Below are 16,738 nucleotides of genomic sequence, written 5' to 3'. Positions count from 1 at the left end.
GGAGCGCGCTGTGCTTGTCTTAGTAAGTATACTTACTGATTCCTTCGGGGAGAAGTGCTGCAATCCCCCCATTGCAAGCAGTCACGCCACATTCTCCGTTTCCGGCGGTATGGGCGTATCACTCCGGCGAACCGTATCCTGATGCAGCTCAAGCGCGCTAGTCACAAGCCCAAAGTGGCTGAAGGCCTGCGGAGTGTTTCCGAGCTGGCGCCCTGCCCTGACGGCCCACTCCTCACTGAGCAGCCCCACGTCATTGCGCAGTCCAAGGAGCCGCTCAAACAGCTGGGTAGCCTCACTGCGGCGGCCGGCGCCCAGGAGCGCCTCCACCATCCAGAACGAACACGCCAGGAACACGCCCTCGTCCCCGGGAAGGCCGTCGTCGCTCTCCGCCGGGCGGTAGCGGAGCACGAATCCGTCTTCGGTCAGCTCGCTCAGGATCGCATCGATGGTGCCCACCACCCGGGGATCGTCCGGCGGCAGGAACCCCACGCGCGGGATGAGCAGGAGGCTCGCATCAAGTTCCGGACGGCCGTAGGACTGGGTGAACGTGTTCCGTCCAGCATCGAAGCCGTTGGCCATGACGTCTTGGTGGATAGTGTCCCGCAGCGCCTCCCAGCGCTCCGCGGGCCCGGGCAAGCCGGACTCCCGGACTCCCTTCACCATGCGGTCTGCGGCCACCCAGGCCATGACTTTCGAATGCGTAAAGTGGCGGCGGGGGCCGCGCATCTCCCAAAGACCGTTGTCCGGCTGGTCCCAGATGGTCTCCAGGTGCTGCATGAGGGCGACTTGGACATCCCACGCCTCGTCGGTGTGTTTCAGCAGCGAATTCCTGGTCAGTGACAGGCAGTCCAGCACCTCGCCCCACACGTCCAGCTGGAGCTGCTCCGCGGCGCCGTTCCCGATCCGCACCGGGCTGGAGCCTTCATAACCGGCCAGCCAGGGCAGTTCCATTTCCGGAAGCCGCCGCTCGCCATGGATTCCGTACATGATCTGAAGGTCAGCGGGGTCGCCGGCGACTGCCCTGAGCAGCCAGTCCCGCCAGTCTGCGGCCTCCGCTGTGTATCCCGCAGCCAGTAGTGCCTGCAGCGTCATGGTCGCGTCCCGCAGCCAGCAATAGCGGTAGTCCCAGTTGCGGGGGCCGCCCAGCTGTTCCGGCAGCGATGTGGTCACGGCGGCAACAATCCCCCCGGTCGGCGCATAGGTCAGGGCCTTGAGGGTCACCAGCGAGCGCACGACGGCGTCCCGATACTTCCCCGTGACTGTGCACTGGCTGGTCCAGCCACGCCAGAACGCGGTGGTGGTGCTCAATACTTCCTCGGCGTCGACGGTCATGGGCCGCTGGACGTGGCTCGGTGCCCACGTCAGCACGAAGGGAACCTTCTGGCCTTCATCGACGGTGAAGTCGCTGACGGTGTGCATATTCTCGCCGCGCACGGGCGCCCCGGTCACAAAATAGACGGCGTCCGGCCCGGCGATGGCGTGGATGCCGTGCTCGTCCTTCCGGACCCAAGGCACAATGTGCCCATAGTCGAAGCGCAACGCCAGCTCGCTGTGCATCCTGACGCTGCCACTGACACCCTCCACGATGCGCACGATGTCAGCCACCTCGTCACGGGGTGGCATGAAGTCAATCACCCGGACGGTGCCTTCGGGGGTTTCCCACACGGTTTCCAGGACTAGGGTTCCCTCGCGATAGCTGCGCCGGGTGCAGGTCCCGCCGGCCGCAGGCGCCAGCAGCCAACGGCCGGCTTCCGGCGTGTCCAGGAGTGCATTGAAGCAGGCCGGAGAGTCAAACCGCGGCAAGCACAGCCAGTCGATGGATCCGGAAGTGCTCACCAGCGCTCCGGTGTGAAGGTCCCCGACCACCGCATAATCTTCAATTCGCGCCATTCCCATACACTGCCACACGTACCTCCGCGGCCGAAGGTTCAACGGGTGTAGCCTGAAATCAAGGTAAAGCAGCTGCCTGTGGCCACCCGTGGTGGCCGCCAGCAGGCCAGGTTCTTCAGTACCAGCCAGCAACAGCGGAGGCATACCTTGGAACAGCCAGCTACGCACAGCCTCGTCATCGAGAAAATACAGGATCTCCTCCTGGACACGCAGGACGTGGAGGACTTCCTGAACGAACTGGCGAATTTCTCGGCAGAGAACCTCTCCGGTCCACGGGGCGAAGTCCTGTGCGGCATTACATTGCTCCGCCACCGGACAGCGGCCACCGTGGCGAGCAGTGGCCCTAGGGCCCGCCTGCTTGACGAACTGCAGTACGAGTATGGCGACGGGCCGTGCCTCCAATGCGCCAGGGAAGGGGTGGTGGTGCACATCAGGGACTTCACCACAGAAACGCTGTGGCCGGACTACGCTGCCACCGTGCTGAACCACGGGATCCGGTCCGTCCTGGCCATCCCATTCGAGCTCTCCGGCGACGACGCCAAGGCAGGTATCAACCTCTACTCCGACCGCGCGGGCGTCTTCGATTCCAGCGCCGTTGAGCATGCACTCGGCTACGTGTCCCAGGCTTCCAAGGGAATGCGCCTTGCCGTCCGGCTGGCGCAGCATACGGATACTGCTGCCAACCTGAAGGCGGCACTGGACTCACGCACGGTGATCGATACAGCGGTGGGGATCATCATCGGACAGAACCGCTGCACCCAGGACGAGGCGATGGAGCTGATCAAATCCGCCTCCAGCACGCGCAACATGAAACTGCGCGACGTGGCCCTGGCCATAGTGGAATCCGCAGGCGGCGGCACGCTCAAGACCCATTTCAGCTGACATGGCCATCCACATTGGAACATCCGGCTGGAGCTATGACCACTGGGAGAACGTGCTGTACCCGCCAGGGCTGCCCGCCCGCGACAGGCTTCAGTACTACGTGTCCCGCTTCAGCACAGTTGAGCTGAACGCGAGCTTTTACCGCTGGCCCCGCGACACATCTTTCGCAAGCTGGCGGCGCAGGCTTCCCGACGGCTTCGCCATGTCGGTGAAGGCCCCGCGCGGGCTCACGCACGGCAAGAAGCTGTACGCGCCGGAGGTTTGGCTGGAGCGGATCGCCAAATGCTGGCATGAACTCGGCGACAAACGCGCGGTCCTCCTGGTCCAGCTCCCGCCCCAGCAGGCGCGGGATGACGCCCGGCTGGACTTCTTCCTCTCCGCAGTTCCGTGGTGGATCCGGGTCACAGTGGAGTTCCGGCACCCAAGCTGGGACCATCCGGATGTCTATGGGCTCTTGGAGCGGCATAAGGCCGCCTATTGCATCATGAGCGGGGCCAACCTGCCATGCATCCTGCGGGCCACGGCGCCGTTTGTGTACGTCCGGATGCACGGCCCGGATCACCAGCATCTCTATGGGGGCTCGTATTCGGACGCCGATCTGGGCTGGTGGGCGGATCGCATCCGGGAATGGGATGGCGGAGGGCGGGACGTGTTTGTGTATTTCAATAACGACGGCGGCGGGAACGCCGTGCGGAACGCCGACACCCTGCGCTGGATCCTGGGCGCGGGCTGAGGTCACGCTGGACGGTCACCGCATCGCCTGTGGCAGAGTGGAGGCATGGACACGGCTCCCCAGAGAACATCATTGGCCGGCAAGCGCGCTTTCAGGCTTGCCCACCGGCTTTCGGACAGCGTTAACGGTGTCCGGCTGCAGCTGGCAAAGCGCTGGAAGTTCGTGCCAAAGACCATCGCGTACCAGGGGTACGGATCCACCGAGTGGGTCAGGGTACTGGGCCGGGTGCTGCTCACGCAGGAACCCGCTCCCGGCAGCCGGGCCGACCACGCGGCCCGCAACGGAACCCAGAACGTGCGCGGCTGGCGGGCTTTCACGAGTGTTCCCGTGCAGTTCACCGATGTCGAAGTCACCATCGAAGACGTGGTCACGCACGTTAAGGCGGACCGCGGCGGCCTGATCGACACGGTGGTGGACATTAAGCTGTCCCCTGGCTGGCATACCGCTGTCCTGCGGGCCGAAGGCACCGAGCCGGTGGAGGCGCTCATCCAGGTGATCGCACCGGACACCAAGTTTGGCATCGTCTCTGACATTGACGACACCGTGATGGTCACGGCACTCCCCCGCCCGTTCCTTGCGCTGTGGAACACGTTTGTGCTGAGCGAGCGGGCGCGCATGGCAACGCCGGGAATGGCTGTTCTCCTGGACCGGCTCACGATCGAGCATCCGGACGCCCCCGTGATTTACCTGTCCACCGGACCGTGGAACGCAGCCCCCACGCTGGCGCGTTTCCTAAGCCGCAATATGTACCCGGCCGGTGCCCTGCTGCTCACGGACTGGGGACTGACCCAGGACAGGTGGTTCCGCAGCGGTCAGGAGCATAAGCACCGCAACCTCGAACGCCTCGCGAAGGAATTCCCCGACATGCGCTGGCTCCTGATCGGCGACAACGGCCAGCATGACGAACAGATCTACTCAGGCTTCGCCCAGGAGCACGCGGACAAGGTGGCCGCCATAGCCATCCGGCAGCTTTCAGTCAGCGAGGCCGTATTTGCGGGCGGACACTCCGAAGACGGCGACCACAGCGCTTCGGCGGTGCCATGGATCTACTCCACGGACGGCGCCGGGATGGCCAAGCAGCTCAGGGCCCTGGACCTGCTTTAGCCCCCCAGGAGCTACGCGGTGGCACCCAAGGCGGTCACGTCGTCGTCGTTCTCCTCTGTCACAGCCGGTTCCGGTCCGGCGGCCTTCGCGACGGCGGTGTCAGCCGCGGCCACAAGGTTCCGCTCTTCGAGCAGCTCCTGGAACCAGAAGTAGGACGCCTTTGGCGTGCGCTCCAGGGTCTCAAAATCGACATGGAGCAGCCCGAACGGCTGGTTGTAGCCGGCGGACCACTCGAAGTTGTCCATCAGCGACCACACGTAGTAACCGCGGAGGTCAACGGCTTCCGCCTCACCGCCCGGGGCGGTGGCCTTGAGCGCCGCTTCCAGGTGGTCCGAGAGGTATTTCAGGCGCCGTTCGTCCGGGATGAATCTGATGTTGGTGGATTTGTCCCGGACGATGATGTCCTCGAAACTTGCCCCGCCCTCGGTGATGATCACCGGCGGCAGGTTCGGGTAGCGCTCCGCCATCTCCTTCAGCGCCACGCGCATGTATTCGGGTTTGACGGGCCAGCCGTAGGACGTGATGTCCGCTTCGGGCCAGGTCTCGACGTGGAAGGGGGTGCCGCCGTTGCCCATCGCACTCAGGTCGCTGCCCATGGCTTCGGCCATGCTGGCGGGAACAGCGCCCTGTCCCGGGCCAACAGCCACTTTGGTGGGCATGTAGTAGTTCAGGCCATAGAAATCCAGCGGCTGGGAGATGAGCTTCATGTCCTCCTCCGGGTGGTCGAAGGAGCTGAAGAACTTCGCGGCACGGATAAGGTCCGGGTACTTGCCCAAAAGAACGGGGTCCGCGTACAGCCGGTTCTGGGCGAGGTCCATCAGGCCGGCACTGATGTAGTCCAGGGGATTGATTGAGTTCGGAACCATGGGCGAGTAGACATTGGTCATGCCAATCTCGCCCGGCACTCCTGCTGCGCGCAGCGCCTGCACCGCGAGCCCATGGCCCAGCAATTGGTGGTGCACGGTGGGGAAAGCGTTGAGCATGAGGGCCTCACCGGGCGAATGGAGTCCCAAGGTGTAGCCGTTGGTGGAGACGGTGGCGGGTTCGTTGATCGTTGCCCAGCGCGCCACCCTGTCCCCGAAGGCGTCGGCGGCGATCGCCGCGAACTCCCCCAGGCGGTAGGCGGTGTCCCGGTTCATCCACCCGCCGGCGTCGTCCAGTGCCTTCGGGGTGTCCCAGTGGTAGAGGGTGACCATGGGGGAAATCCCGTTGGCCAGCAGCTCATCGAGGAGGCGGTCGTAGAAATCAAGTCCTGCGCGGTTCACCGCTCCGCTGCCGGTGGGCTGGATCCGGGGCCACGCCAGGGAGAAACGGTAGGAGTCCACGCCCAACTGCTTCATGAGCGCGACGTCCTGCGGCATCCGGTGGTAGTGGTCGCAGGAGACCGCGGGGCTGTGACCGTCAACGATTGCTCCGGGCCTGGACGCAAAGCCATCCCATCCGGCCGGTCCGCGGCCATCCTCCTCAAGCGCTCCCTCGATTTGGAAGGCCGCAGTGGCCACGCCCAGGGTGAACCCGGATGGGATGAGCGCGGCCAGGTCCTTGGCGGTGATATGCACTGTAGTGCCAACTTCCTTAGCTGGGTTCGGAAACTGTACCCCTTAGGATGGCACACGGCCGGGCCGCTGACGAGCGTCAGCCACGCTGCCCTGGCCACGGGTCCCGGGCCTGGCTGGCTGCCGCCTGCTAGGGTCTGGGGATGGATGAAAAACTGGGGAAATTCATCGACGATTTTGCGGCGCTGGTCCAGCTGGCGCAATCCGGAAACCATCGGGAGCAAGCGGGAAAACAGCTGCTTCAAGCCCTGACCGAACATCTTGGCACGCCAGCTTCGGACCTTTCGGTGGTGGTGGAGGAAATTCCGCCGCACCGCTTTGTGGACGCCGATATTGTGATGGCGCAACTCGTTGAACAGGACCCTGGGGCCCGGCTGGTGGGCATCGGAGGCGGCGGCCAGCGGCACCACCAGTCCTTGAGTGACATGGTCCAGCAATCGCAGCTCTTTCCGCAGTTTCCACTCGCCCAGCCCGACTATGCCAACCTCGCGGTGGGCCCGGACAGCCACCGGCAGGCCGTGGCCCTGGGCCTGTGGCTCTTCAGCTTCGCCGGGAACCCATTGGCCGTCCTGCAGCGAGATGCCGAGCCCCAATCCGGGCGCCAGGCCGCTTGCCTGGAAGTCCTCGCAGCCGGGCAGGAAACCGCCACCGCGTTCCTGGCAGAGTTCCGCCTGCGGATGGACAACAACAGTGTCCTCAAGGGACAGGTCATCTCCCTCGTGATGTCCGCGTATGGGCCCAGCGCTGCGGGCGTGACCTTTCACCACCGGCCCAGCCTCCCGGCGTCGGACGTCATCCTGCCCGCCGGGCTGCTGCAGAAGGTGGCAGACCACACCGTGGGCATTGCCACGCACCGCGCCTCGCTCAAGGACCACGGCCAGCACCTCAAACGCGGCATCCTGCTTTACGGCAAGCCGGGGACAGGCAAGACCCACACCGTGCGGCACCTGCTGAGCCAGAGTGTTGGGTCGACGGCGATCCTCCTCTCCGGCGGTTCGCTCGCCCGGATCTCAGACGCGGCTCGAATGGCCCGGGCGCTGCAGCCGTCCATCGTGGTGTTGGAGGACTGCGACCTCATCGCCGAGGACCGGAGCTTCGGGCACGGTCCGCAGCCGCTGCTGTTTGAGGTGCTGGACGCCATGGACGGCCTGGACAACGATGCCGACGTCGCATTCGTCCTGACAACCAACCGGCCGGACATGCTGGAACGGGCCCTGGCGCAGCGTCCGGGCCGGGTGGATCTGGCCGTCGAGATTCCGCTCCCGGAACACGCCGAGAGGGTCCGGCTGCTGGAACTCTATGGCCGCCGGGTGTCCTTCAGCCCGGAGGCGTTGGAGTTGGCAGCGGAACGGACGGAAGGCACCACTGCTTCCTTCGCCCGCGAACTGGTGCGTCGGGCCGTGGTGGCCGCCGCCCTGGACGAGGCGCCGGTGTCCGACGCCCACCTCGCTGCTGCGGTGGAGGACCTGATGGCCGACGCCGAAGCCCTCACCCGCAGCCTGTTGGGGAGCGGCCCGGACAACTCACTGTGAGCCAAACAGGAACTCCTTCGCGTGGGCCACGGCCTTCCGGTAGGCGTCATTCCGGAGGGTAACCAGGTGTTCTGTTTCGCCGTCGGAAGGTTCCAGGTACCCGGTGTATCCGGGACGCAACACCCAGATGCCTCCCGCCGGGGGCAGATAGAACACACCAAAGGAACGGTGCTGGCCGTCGTCGGCGGTCCAGACGGGCACTACCGCCAGCGCCGCGCCGGTGGCCGGATTGATCCACTGGGCCCGCGGAATTGGCTCTTCGTGCGCCTCCGGATCAAGGAAAGGGGCCGTACCCTTGCCCCAGCGTTCTTCGAACCGCTCGTGGAAAACCGGCATCAACTGTGAATCGTAGCGGCGCCACTCGCTCATGTACTGCTCCTTCGTTGGGTTGGAAGGGGGTCATGCCCACGGTCCGCTTTCCCAGCGGACGGGCGTAATTCTGATCGTGGCCCCTGCGCGGTTCTCGCGGCTGCGGACACGCCGGACGGGGATGCTTTGCGGTCCCGTCTCCGGACGGGAAACCGTCTGCCGTTCGGCAAGACTGCGGTCGTAAGCAGCCCGGCGGGCTGGATCACGAAGCACTGCGAAGGCCTGCATGATGCGCAACAGCTCATTTTTGCGGGCCGCGGCATTCCCATCGGCCCCGCCGGGCATGCGCGGGCCGACGTCGACGTCGGGATGAAGGCTGCGCATGCGGGCACGGTAGGCGCGGGCGATTTCCTGCTGGCTGGCCGAAGCCTCCACCCGCAGGGCTGCATAGTGGTCTGGCAGCTCAACCTTGTCCGGCGTGTCCATGGGCGCCGCCTTCTTTCGAACTGCTTGGGCGCGGGCAGGGCGGCCCCATGCCCGCGCCCAAGCCGGATATCCGCCGCTTAAGAATGGACTAGCTTCCGATCTCGTGCATCTGCCCCTTCGTTTCGATCTCGATCTTGCGGGGCTTGGCCTGCTCGGCAACCGGGATCCGCAAGGTCAGGACGCCCCGGTCGTAACTGGCCTTGATGTTTTCCGTGTCCAGGGTCTCGCCCAGTATCAACTGGCGGCTGAACACGCCGCGGGGCCGTTCGGAGGCCACCAACTCCACGTTTGGCTGGGTGGGGTCACGCCGCTCTGCCCGCACTGTCAGGACATTCCGCTCAACATTCAAATCCACGGAGTCCACATCAACGCCCGGCAGATCGAAGGCGACAACAAACTCGCCGTCTTCCTGCCACGCGTCCATCGGCATCGCCGCCGGCCGGGCCGCGGTTCCAAAGACCTGCTGGGTAAGCCGGTCCAGCTCACGGAACGGGTCCGTACGCATCAACATCATTTCCCACTCCTTCAGCATGCATTTGTTTGGTTTTGGTCTATACCCATCACACCGATCTATGGTGGTGGATATAGATTTTTTATAGCACTCGTGCCAAACTGAAGCAAGGGATTCGTTCAGGATTTTTGAGCAGGGATTTTGGAGCAGACATGACAGAGGCGGCATCCGGCCAAACGCCCCAGTCCGGGGCCGCACGGGCGCTATATGCGATCTCGGTGGCGGCACAGCTGACAGGCACGGGGCAGCAGAATATCCGGCTCTATGAGACGCGGGGGCTACTCACGCCGGTCCGGACGGCCGGCGGCACACGGCAATACAGTGACACAGACATCGCCATCCTCCTGCGCATTGGGGAACTGCTTCAAGAGGGGCTCAACCTCGCCGGCGTGGCGAAGGTCCTTGAGCTGGAGGCAGCCAACGCAAAGCTGCGCAGGGCGCTCCAACGCGCCCGCTCCCGCCCCGACGCCTAGCGCATGGTACCGGGTACGCGTCTGCGCATCGCGTCCGCCTGCCGTGCCGGACAGACCGCAGTCAGGGCCTGCGGCCGCCTGCCAGCCGGTAAGACTCCTCCAGCAGTTCGGCAAGCTCCTCGATACCAATGCGGTCCAGCCTGATCAGCACAAGCTGCGGTGAACGGCCGTGGTGCGGCGTCCAGAAGTAGGTGTCCGGTTCCGTGCCCGCCAAGGCCTCGCGCTCGTCGGTCTTGACCGTCAGCACGCCCTCTTCCCAGATGCGTGCCATCAAAGTCTTGGCGAACCAGGCCGGCTGGCCCCAGCTGCTGCGCTCAGAAACGCCGGGCAGTGCCAGGCACATCCTGCGGACGTCCATCGCGGTCGCCATGGCTAGTCACCCGGAGCGTCGGCTTTGGACAGTTCCCCGGTAATCCGTTCGCCGGGGATCCGGGCGGTGCGCCAGGTATCCAGGGCGATCACCGCACCCAGGATGATCAGCGAGAGGGAAAGTGATGCCAGGGCATCACTAAGCCAGTGGTATCCCAAATACAGCCTGCTGAGCGCAGCCAACACAATTCCGACGCCGGCCCCAACAAAACCGAGGACCGCCGCCCTGGTGTTTTCGCGTCGCGAGAATATCAGGAAGGTTCCTACCAGCAGGAAGTCGCAGGCGCCCAGGACGTGGCCGGAGGGGAACGAGAACGTGTGGTCGGCGCCAAACAGCATCAGCTCCACAGGCGGGCGGGACCTCTTGACGATCTGCAAGATGATCTGCGATATCACCACGCCGGTGATCATGCCGCCGGCCAGCAGCATGGGCCGCCAAGCATGCTTGGCCGCAAATCCCCATACGAGGATGACTACCAGGACGATAATCGGCAGGGCTATGGGCCCGAAGACCACCGCCAGGAAGATCATCACAACGGTAAGCAGCTCCGAACGGATGGCGAGCAGCCAGTTCCGTGCATCCTCATCGGCCGAGGCAAGCCCGTCGCCCTGCAGGACGCCCATGAGAGTGGCAACGAAGAGGAGCACACCGACCGCCGCCAACAGTACGGACCAGCGATAGAGGCTTCTCCGCGCCGCCGGCTCCATGTATCGCTCTTCCACGACGAATTTGTCATGGAACCTGCGCCACCATTGCGGCGCCTTGCTGGATGCCTGCTGCCCTGACTGCTTTGCCACGTGTCTATTTCCGTCCCTGCGCCGTGAAGACTTTCCTCAGGTGAAGATTATCCCCGTTCTTCCGACGATGGTGGGCGGATCGCGCGGCCGGCTCCCCCTGCACTGGTTCCGCATGGAGCCCCAGCCGCGGGTAGCCTGACGTCATGGGTGCGATGAATGAGCTGATCAACAGGCAAGGCGTGGAGTCGCTGGCTGACATTCTTGCCACGGCAGCACCCGGTACGGTGTGGCCCAACCTCGCCGTCGCCGCCACCACGCTGGACGAGCTCAGCCTGCGCGGACGTACGGACAGCGTCAGCGGGGCGCTGCTGCACGATCTCCAACGCATCCCGGGTTCCGGCTACACGACGGCGGCAGGCATCTTCCGCGGCGCCCTGGAGAACCCCGCTTTCACCGGATGGATCCTCTGGCCGGTCTCCGAAGCCGCTGTCACCCTCGCTCTCGAATCAGGCTCCGTGCCGGACTTCGAGGACTGCCTGGCGCTGCTGGCTGAACTGACGCCCCGGCTGACCGGCGAGTTTGCCATCCGGCGCCTGCTCGCCCACCATCCGGAGGCAGCCCTCGAGGCCATCCTGCAGTGGACGCGGCACCCGGACGAGCACGTCCGCCGCCTGGCGAGTGAAGGGACGCGGGCCTACCTTCCGTGGGCTGTCCGGGTCCCGGCCCTGGTGAAGCTGCCGGAGGCAACCCTGCCCATCCTCAATGCCCTCTACCGCGACCCCTCCGACTACGTGCGGCGGTCGGTGGCAAACCACCTCAATGACCTCGCCCGCCATGCGCCGGAGATTGTGGTTGCGACGGCGGCCCGCTGGCTAGCCGCGCCGGACACCAATACAGCGTGGGTGGTCAGGCACGGCCTCCGGACACTGGTCAAGAAGGGGCACCCAGGTGCGCTGGCGCTGCAGGGGTTCGCCCCGGCGTCGGTAGCTGTCACAGAACTTCGGCTCGACCGGCAGGTGGTGGCCATGCCCGAGGACCTGGGATTCGAGTTCAGGGTCTCAAATATGGGCACCGACGGCGCGCGGCTGGCAGTGGATTATGCCATCCACTACCGGAAGGCCAACGGCAGCCAGTCCGTGAAAGTCTTTAAGCTCACGGCCCTGACGCTCGCTGCGGGTGAGTCCAGGATCCTCACCAAGCGCCACGCCTTCAGGCCGATGACCACTCGCGTCCACCACCCCGGGATGCATGTCCTGGAACTCCAGATCAACGGCGTCCGCCACGGCCGTGCGGAGTTTCAAGTGGACACAAGTCCGATTGAAACGCCCCTATAAAAAGTGATTTGACTCACATGTAACTCTCCAGTAACCTGTCTGTTAGCGCTAACACGAACACGGTCGAACCTTATTTTGGCACACAACTGATCCCCGTCCCCGGCCGGTTCACAGCTCTTAGATGTCAAAGGCCCTGGCCTTGGCATCCAGCCAGTACCGCTTCACCGGCAAGCGCAGACGCTTGCCGCCCCAGCACCACTTCGCGGACAAGCTTCCGCGGAAGGAGAAATCGTGAGAATAAGGAAATTCCTGGGCGCCGTAGCCGTCGTCCTCGCCGTCACTGTGGGTGCCACAGGGTGCGGAAGCCGGGGTGGCACATCCACCCCGGACGCCACTGCGAATCCCAGTGAATCCCTAGTGGGTATCTCCATGCCCACCCAGACATCCGAGCGTTGGATCGCCGACGGCGGAAACGTGGAAAAGTCCCTGAAGGACCTTGGTTACAAGACTGACCTCCAGTTCGCCAACGATGACATTCCCACGCAGGTTTCCCAGATCGAGAACATGCTGACCAAGGGTGCCAAAGCACTCATCATCGCGGCCATCGATGGTACAACCCTGACCGATGTCCTCGCGAAGGCGAAGGAACAGAACGTCAAGGTCATCGCTTACGACCGGCTCATCAACGGCACCCCCAACGTTGATTTCTACACCACGTTCGATAACTACACGGTAGGCGTGCAGCAGGCAACGTCACTGCTGACCGGCCTGGGCCTGGTTGACGCGAGCGGCAAGAAGGTGGAGGGCAAGGGCCCGTTCAACGTTGAGCTTTTCGCCGGCAGTCCGGATGACAACAACGCCAACTTCTTCTGGACCGGCGCCATGGACACCCTGAAGCCGTACATGGATGCCGGAACCCTCAAGGTTCCCAGCGGCCAGACCAAGTTCGAGCAGGCAGCCATCCTGCGTTGGCAGGCCCCCGTTGCCCAGAAGCGGATGGAGGACATCCTCACTGCCGCCTACAGCTCCGGAACGAAGCTTGACGGCGTGCTCTCCCCCTACGACGGGCTCTCCATCGGCATCATCTCCGCACTGACCAGCACCGGTGGCTACGCCAAGGGCGATCTGCCGGTTGTCACCGGCCAGGACGCTGAGAAGGGCTCCGTGAAGTCCATCATCGCCGGTGAGCAGTACTCCACCATCTTCAAGGACACCCGCCAGCTGGGTTCCCAGGCAGTGAAGATGGTCGATGCCCTGCTGAAGGGCCAGGAGCCCGAGGTCAACGACACCAAGACCTACAACAACAAGGTCAAGGTGGTTCCGGCCTACCTGCTCAAATCCGTGATCATCACTGCGGACAACTACAAGAAGGAACTCATCGACTCCGGCTACTACACAGACGCCGACGTCAAGTAACTTTCTTGTGGGGTTGCGGCCGGCCACAAGGCCGTGCCGCAACCCCTTCCACGTAGGCCCCTGCAGCCGCAGGCTTGCCCAGTTTCAACCAGTCAGTGGGAATTGACGATGAACACACCCATTCTTCAAATGCGAGGAATCACCAAGACTTTTCCGGGCGTCAAAGCCCTCCAGGATGTCACTTTGGACGTGAACCGGGGCGAGGTCCACGCCATCTGCGGCGAGAACGGGGCGGGCAAGTCCACGCTCATGAAAGTCCTGTCCGGCGTCTACCCGCACAACTCCTTCGACGGGGAAATCCTCTTCGAAAACGAGCCCTGCAACTTCTCCAGCATCAACGACAGCGAGAAGCGCGGGATTGTCATCATCCACCAGGAGCTCGCCCTGAGCCCGTATCTTTCGATCGCCGAAAACATCTACCTCGGAAACGAGCAGGCCAAGAACGGCTGGGTGGACTGGCGCAAAACAAACCTGGAGGCCGCAAAACTGCTGGCCCGGGTGGGCCTGAGCGAAAATCCCATCACTCCGGTCCAACACATCAGCGTGGGCAAGCAGCAGCTGGTGGAAATCGCCAAAGCGCTGTCGAAGGAAGTCAAGCTCCTGATCCTCGACGAACCCACAGCAGCGCTCAACGACGAGGACTCCGGCCACCTCCTGGACCTGATCCTGCACCTAAAGGGTCAAGGAATCACCAGCATCATCATCAGCCACAAACTGAACGAAATCCGCAAGGTCGCTGACGCCGTCACCATCATCCGCGACGGCAAAACCATTGAGACCCTGCGGCTCGATGAAGGCCAGATCACACAGGAACGGATCATCCGCGGCATGGTGGGCCGGGACCTGGAAAGCCTCTACCCGGACAGGGAACCCAAGATCGGCGAGGAAGTCCTGCGGATCGAGGACTGGTCCGTCCGGCATCCCCAGGACCACACACGCATGGTGGTGCACAACGCCAGCCTGAACGTCCGCCAGGGCGAAGTGGTGGGCCTTGCCGGCCTTATGGGAGCCGGCCGGACCGAGCTGGCCATGAGCGTCTTCGGGCGCACCTACGGCACGGCGATGTCCGGGAAAGTGTACAAGCGCGGCAAGGAAATCAACACGTCCACGGTGTCCCAGGCGATCGGACACGGCATCGCGTATGCCACAGAAGACCGGAAGCACTACGGCCTGAACCTCATCGAGGATATCCAGCGGAACATCTCCATGGCTGCGCTCCGCAAGCTGGTCAAGGGCGGCTGGGTGGACAAAAACCGGGAGACTGTGGTGGCGAACGGCTACCGCAAGAGCATGAACATCAAGGCGCCGTCAGTTGCCGCCATCACCGGCAAGCTGTCCGGCGGCAACCAGCAAAAGGTGGTGCTGAGCAAATGGATGTTCTCGGACCCGGACGTACTGATCCTCGATGAACCCACCCGTGGGATCGACGTCGGCGCCAAGTTCGAAATCTATACGATCATTGCCAACCTCGCGGCGGAGGGAAAGGCAGTCATCGTCATCTCCTCAGAGCTGCCCGAACTCCTCGGCATCTGCGACCGGATCTATACCCTGTCCGCGGGCCACGTCACCGGCGAGGTGCCCATCGCCGAAGCATCCCAGGAAAAACTCATGCACTACATGACCAAAGAGAAGGAATAGGACCATGTCCGCCCTACGAGAATCCCTCGGCTTCCTGACAAGCCGCCTCCGGCAGGTTGGCATCTTCGTTGCCCTGATCCTGATCGTCCTGCTGTTCCAGGTACTGACCAACGGCATCCTCCTGGAGCCCCAGAACGTTACCAACCTGGTGGTCCAGAACAGCTACATCCTCATCCTTGCCATCGGCATGGTGATGGTGATTATCGCCGGCCACATCGACCTCTCGGTGGGATCAATCGCCGGCTTTATCGGTGCCGTCGCCGGCGTCATGATGGTCCATTGGGGGTGGGCCTGGTGGCTGGCTATCCCCGCCTGCCTCCTGGTGGGAGCGCTTGTCGGCGCCTGGCAGGGATACTGGATCGCCTATGTGGGCATTCCCGCGTTCATCGTCACGCTGGCAGGCATGCTGATCTTCCGCGGCCTGACCCTGATCACGCTGAAGAACCAGCAGATCACCCCGTTCCCGGCCGAACTCCGTGCCCTGGGCGGAGGATTCCTCCCAGACATCTCCGGGGGAACATCCGTGCTGGAATGGCTGACTGTCATCCTGGGTGTGGGAGCCACTGTTGCGCTGCTCATCCAGGCACTCAAGGAGCGCCGTATCCGCAAGAAGTTCGACCTCGAAAACGAACCCATGGCCTGGTTCGCCACCAAGACCACGTTCGTGGCCCTGCTCATGCTGATCATCACGTTCCTCCTCGCGAGCTACCGTGGCACCCCGATCGTCCTGATCGTGCTGGCCGTCCTGGTGATCGTGTACACGGCGCTCATGAACAACAGCGTCTTTGGCCGCCACACCTACGCGATCGGCGGCAACCTGCATGCTGCGGAGCTGTCCGGTGTCAAGACCAAGGCCGTCACCTTCCGGCTCTTCGTTAACATGGGCGTCCTGGCGGCCCTGGCAGGGCTGGTGTTCACGGCGAGGCTCAACTCGGCACAGCCAGCCGGCGGCACCGGCTTCGAACTCGACTCCATCGCTGCTGCATTCATCGGCGGCGCCGCTGTCCAGGGCGGCATCGGCACGGTGGCCGGCGCCATGATCGGTGGCCTGATCATGGGCGTGCTGAACAACGGCATGTCCATCCTGGGCCTTGGCACTGACTACCAGCAACTCATCAAGGGCCTGGTCCTCCTACTGGCTGTCGGCTTCGACATCTTCAACAAGAACCGCAGCGGTGGCGGGGGCAGCACCATCGGGAAGCGCTTCAAGCTCAGGACTTCCCCGCCGGCGACGTCGGAATCCCAGGCACCCGCGGGAACGAAGGACCAGGCAAAGGATCGCCCCGTCCCCGTTTCCGCAGCGAAGCCTAAATAACCAGGAAACCTACCCCAACACTTCACAAGGAGCCGCTTTGTCTACCCCCATGGACCGCATTGAGATAGATGTCGCCAGCCGGCATCTTCTGGACGAAGAACTTGAGGCTGCCGTCAGGCGCCTTCAGGAAGCCGCACTCCTGACAGGCACGCACGGCATCCTGGTGACCCGGGTCGCCCCTGGCCGCTACACCGCAGCACTGTCAGACCAGGTTCCTTTCGGAATGACCCGCGAACTGATTTCCTGAGGGCTGCCGGGACCGTGGACGAAGCAACCGAAGACTGGCATCAGCTCGTGGGCAGCTGGGTGGAACTGCGCTCTGGGGGGCGCGTGGTCCGTACCGGCGAAGTTGAGGCCGTTGCAGCCGACTCGTCTGTCATGTGGCTGAAGTTCAACGGCAACCACGGCCGGCAGATGGTGGCAAAGACGGACGGCTACGAGGTCCTGCCGATTCGTTAAGGTGCTTCGGAGTGCCCGGGAGATCAACGAAGGGAGGCCGACGGCGGCACGCG

At 63.8% G+C, this 16,738-nt stretch carries 18 protein-coding genes; 11 read left to right on the top strand and 7 right to left on the bottom strand.

Annotated elements, in window-relative coordinates:
• Positions 1-81 precede the first annotated feature (81 nt).
• Positions 82-1,890 (bottom strand): glycoside hydrolase family 15 protein, encoded by a 1,809-nt coding sequence (locus tag ACFC25_RS21325; protein ID WP_337348854.1) that lies wholly within the window; start codon positions 1,888-1,890, stop codon positions 82-84.
• Between the two features lie 147 nt (positions 1,891-2,037).
• Here ACFC25_RS21325 and ACFC25_RS21320 point away from each other — a divergent pair, with 147 nt between their 5' ends.
• From ACFC25_RS21320 to ACFC25_RS21310, 3 genes are read left to right on the top strand one after another with little or no spacing between them, the layout of a single operon-like run.
• On the top strand, positions 2,038-2,772 hold the full coding sequence (locus ACFC25_RS21320) for a GAF and ANTAR domain-containing protein (RefSeq protein ID WP_376048890.1): 735 nt from the start codon (positions 2,038-2,040) through the stop codon (positions 2,770-2,772).
• A gap of 1 nt (position 2,773) precedes the next feature.
• Positions 2,774-3,505, top strand: coding sequence for a DUF72 domain-containing protein (locus ACFC25_RS21315; RefSeq protein ID WP_337348853.1), 732 nt, complete (start codon positions 2,774-2,776; stop codon positions 3,503-3,505).
• 45 nt (positions 3,506-3,550) lie between these two features.
• The gene (locus tag ACFC25_RS21310; protein ID WP_337352293.1) at positions 3,551-4,609 is read left to right on the top strand and encodes a phosphatase domain-containing protein; all 1,059 of its coding nucleotides are present in this window, start codon (positions 3,551-3,553) and stop codon (positions 4,607-4,609) included.
• A gap of 11 nt (positions 4,610-4,620) precedes the next feature.
• Here ACFC25_RS21310 and ACFC25_RS21305 read toward each other — a convergent pair whose 3' ends face one another.
• On the bottom strand, positions 4,621-6,168 hold the full coding sequence (locus tag ACFC25_RS21305; protein WP_376048856.1) for a GH1 family beta-glucosidase: 1,548 nt from the start codon (positions 6,166-6,168) through the stop codon (positions 4,621-4,623).
• Between the two features lie 140 nt (positions 6,169-6,308).
• Here ACFC25_RS21305 and ACFC25_RS21300 point away from each other — a divergent pair, with 140 nt between their 5' ends.
• On the top strand, positions 6,309-7,697 hold the full coding sequence (locus ACFC25_RS21300; protein ID WP_376048853.1) for an AAA family ATPase: 1,389 nt from the start codon (positions 6,309-6,311) through the stop codon (positions 7,695-7,697).
• On the opposite strand, the gene ACFC25_RS21295 is transcribed toward ACFC25_RS21300, so the two are convergent.
• The 3 genes from ACFC25_RS21295 to ACFC25_RS21285 form a co-directional block, all read right to left on the bottom strand.
• A complete protein-coding gene (locus ACFC25_RS21295) occupies positions 7,689-8,066 on the bottom strand; it encodes a hypothetical protein (RefSeq protein ID WP_337348849.1) in 378 nt (125 codons plus the stop codon). The genes ACFC25_RS21300 and ACFC25_RS21295 overlap by 9 nt on opposite strands.
• A 30-nt stretch (positions 8,067-8,096) precedes the next feature.
• Positions 8,097-8,492 (bottom strand): J domain-containing protein, encoded by a 396-nt coding sequence (locus ACFC25_RS21290; RefSeq protein WP_376048850.1) that lies wholly within the window; start codon positions 8,490-8,492, stop codon positions 8,097-8,099.
• Between the two features lie 88 nt (positions 8,493-8,580).
• The gene (locus tag ACFC25_RS21285; protein WP_337348883.1) at positions 8,581-9,003 is read right to left on the bottom strand and encodes an Hsp20 family protein; all 423 of its coding nucleotides are present in this window, start codon (positions 9,001-9,003) and stop codon (positions 8,581-8,583) included.
• 152 nt (positions 9,004-9,155) lie between these two features.
• On the opposite strand from ACFC25_RS21285, the gene ACFC25_RS21280 reads away from it, so the two are divergent.
• The gene (locus ACFC25_RS21280) at positions 9,156-9,476 is read left to right on the top strand and encodes a MerR family transcriptional regulator (RefSeq protein ID WP_337348847.1); all 321 of its coding nucleotides are present in this window, start codon (positions 9,156-9,158) and stop codon (positions 9,474-9,476) included.
• 61 nt (positions 9,477-9,537) lie between these two features.
• Here ACFC25_RS21280 and ACFC25_RS21275 read toward each other — a convergent pair whose 3' ends face one another.
• Both ACFC25_RS21275 and ACFC25_RS21270 read right to left on the bottom strand, forming a co-directional pair.
• The gene (locus ACFC25_RS21275) at positions 9,538-9,846 is read right to left on the bottom strand and encodes an MmcQ/YjbR family DNA-binding protein (protein ID WP_376048847.1); all 309 of its coding nucleotides are present in this window, start codon (positions 9,844-9,846) and stop codon (positions 9,538-9,540) included.
• A 2-nt stretch (positions 9,847-9,848) separates the two neighbouring features.
• The gene (locus ACFC25_RS21270; protein WP_376048887.1) at positions 9,849-10,553 is read right to left on the bottom strand and encodes a phosphatase PAP2 family protein; all 705 of its coding nucleotides are present in this window, start codon (positions 10,551-10,553) and stop codon (positions 9,849-9,851) included.
• 233 nt (positions 10,554-10,786) lie between these two features.
• Here ACFC25_RS21270 and ACFC25_RS21265 point away from each other — a divergent pair, with 233 nt between their 5' ends.
• The 6 genes from ACFC25_RS21265 (at position 10,787) to ACFC25_RS21240 (ending at position 16,685) form a co-directional block, all read left to right on the top strand.
• Positions 10,787-11,917, top strand: coding sequence for a DNA alkylation repair protein (locus ACFC25_RS21265; protein WP_376048844.1), 1,131 nt, complete (start codon positions 10,787-10,789; stop codon positions 11,915-11,917).
• A 231-nt stretch (positions 11,918-12,148) separates the two neighbouring features.
• Entirely contained in the window at positions 12,149-13,273 is a 1,125-nt protein-coding gene (gene chvE / locus ACFC25_RS21260; RefSeq protein ID WP_337348843.1) for a multiple monosaccharide ABC transporter substrate-binding protein, read from the top strand.
• A 108-nt stretch (positions 13,274-13,381) separates the two neighbouring features.
• Positions 13,382-14,911 carry a multiple monosaccharide ABC transporter ATP-binding protein gene (gene mmsA, locus ACFC25_RS21255; protein ID WP_337348842.1) on the top strand — a complete coding sequence of 510 codons (1,530 nt, stop codon included), beginning with the start codon at positions 13,382-13,384 and terminating at the stop codon, positions 14,909-14,911.
• Between the two features lie 4 nt (positions 14,912-14,915).
• On the top strand, positions 14,916-16,226 hold the full coding sequence (mmsB, locus tag ACFC25_RS21250; protein WP_337348841.1) for a multiple monosaccharide ABC transporter permease: 1,311 nt from the start codon (positions 14,916-14,918) through the stop codon (positions 16,224-16,226).
• A gap of 37 nt (positions 16,227-16,263) precedes the next feature.
• Positions 16,264-16,473: a hypothetical protein gene (locus ACFC25_RS21245; RefSeq protein ID WP_337348840.1), complete on the top strand. Its 210-nt coding sequence runs from the start codon at positions 16,264-16,266 to the stop codon at positions 16,471-16,473.
• Positions 16,474-16,487: 14 nt separating this feature from the next.
• Positions 16,488-16,685: a hypothetical protein gene (locus ACFC25_RS21240; RefSeq protein ID WP_337348839.1), complete on the top strand. Its 198-nt coding sequence runs from the start codon at positions 16,488-16,490 to the stop codon at positions 16,683-16,685.
• The last annotated feature ends 53 nt before the right edge of the window (positions 16,686-16,738 follow it).

This window comes from Pseudarthrobacter sp. NPDC055928 (assembly GCF_042270935.1).
Taxonomy (GTDB): domain Bacteria; phylum Actinomycetota; class Actinomycetes; order Actinomycetales; family Micrococcaceae; genus Arthrobacter.
The sequence above is the reverse complement of the archived record's forward strand: the minus strand, read 5'-3'. Positions and strand labels throughout refer to the sequence as shown.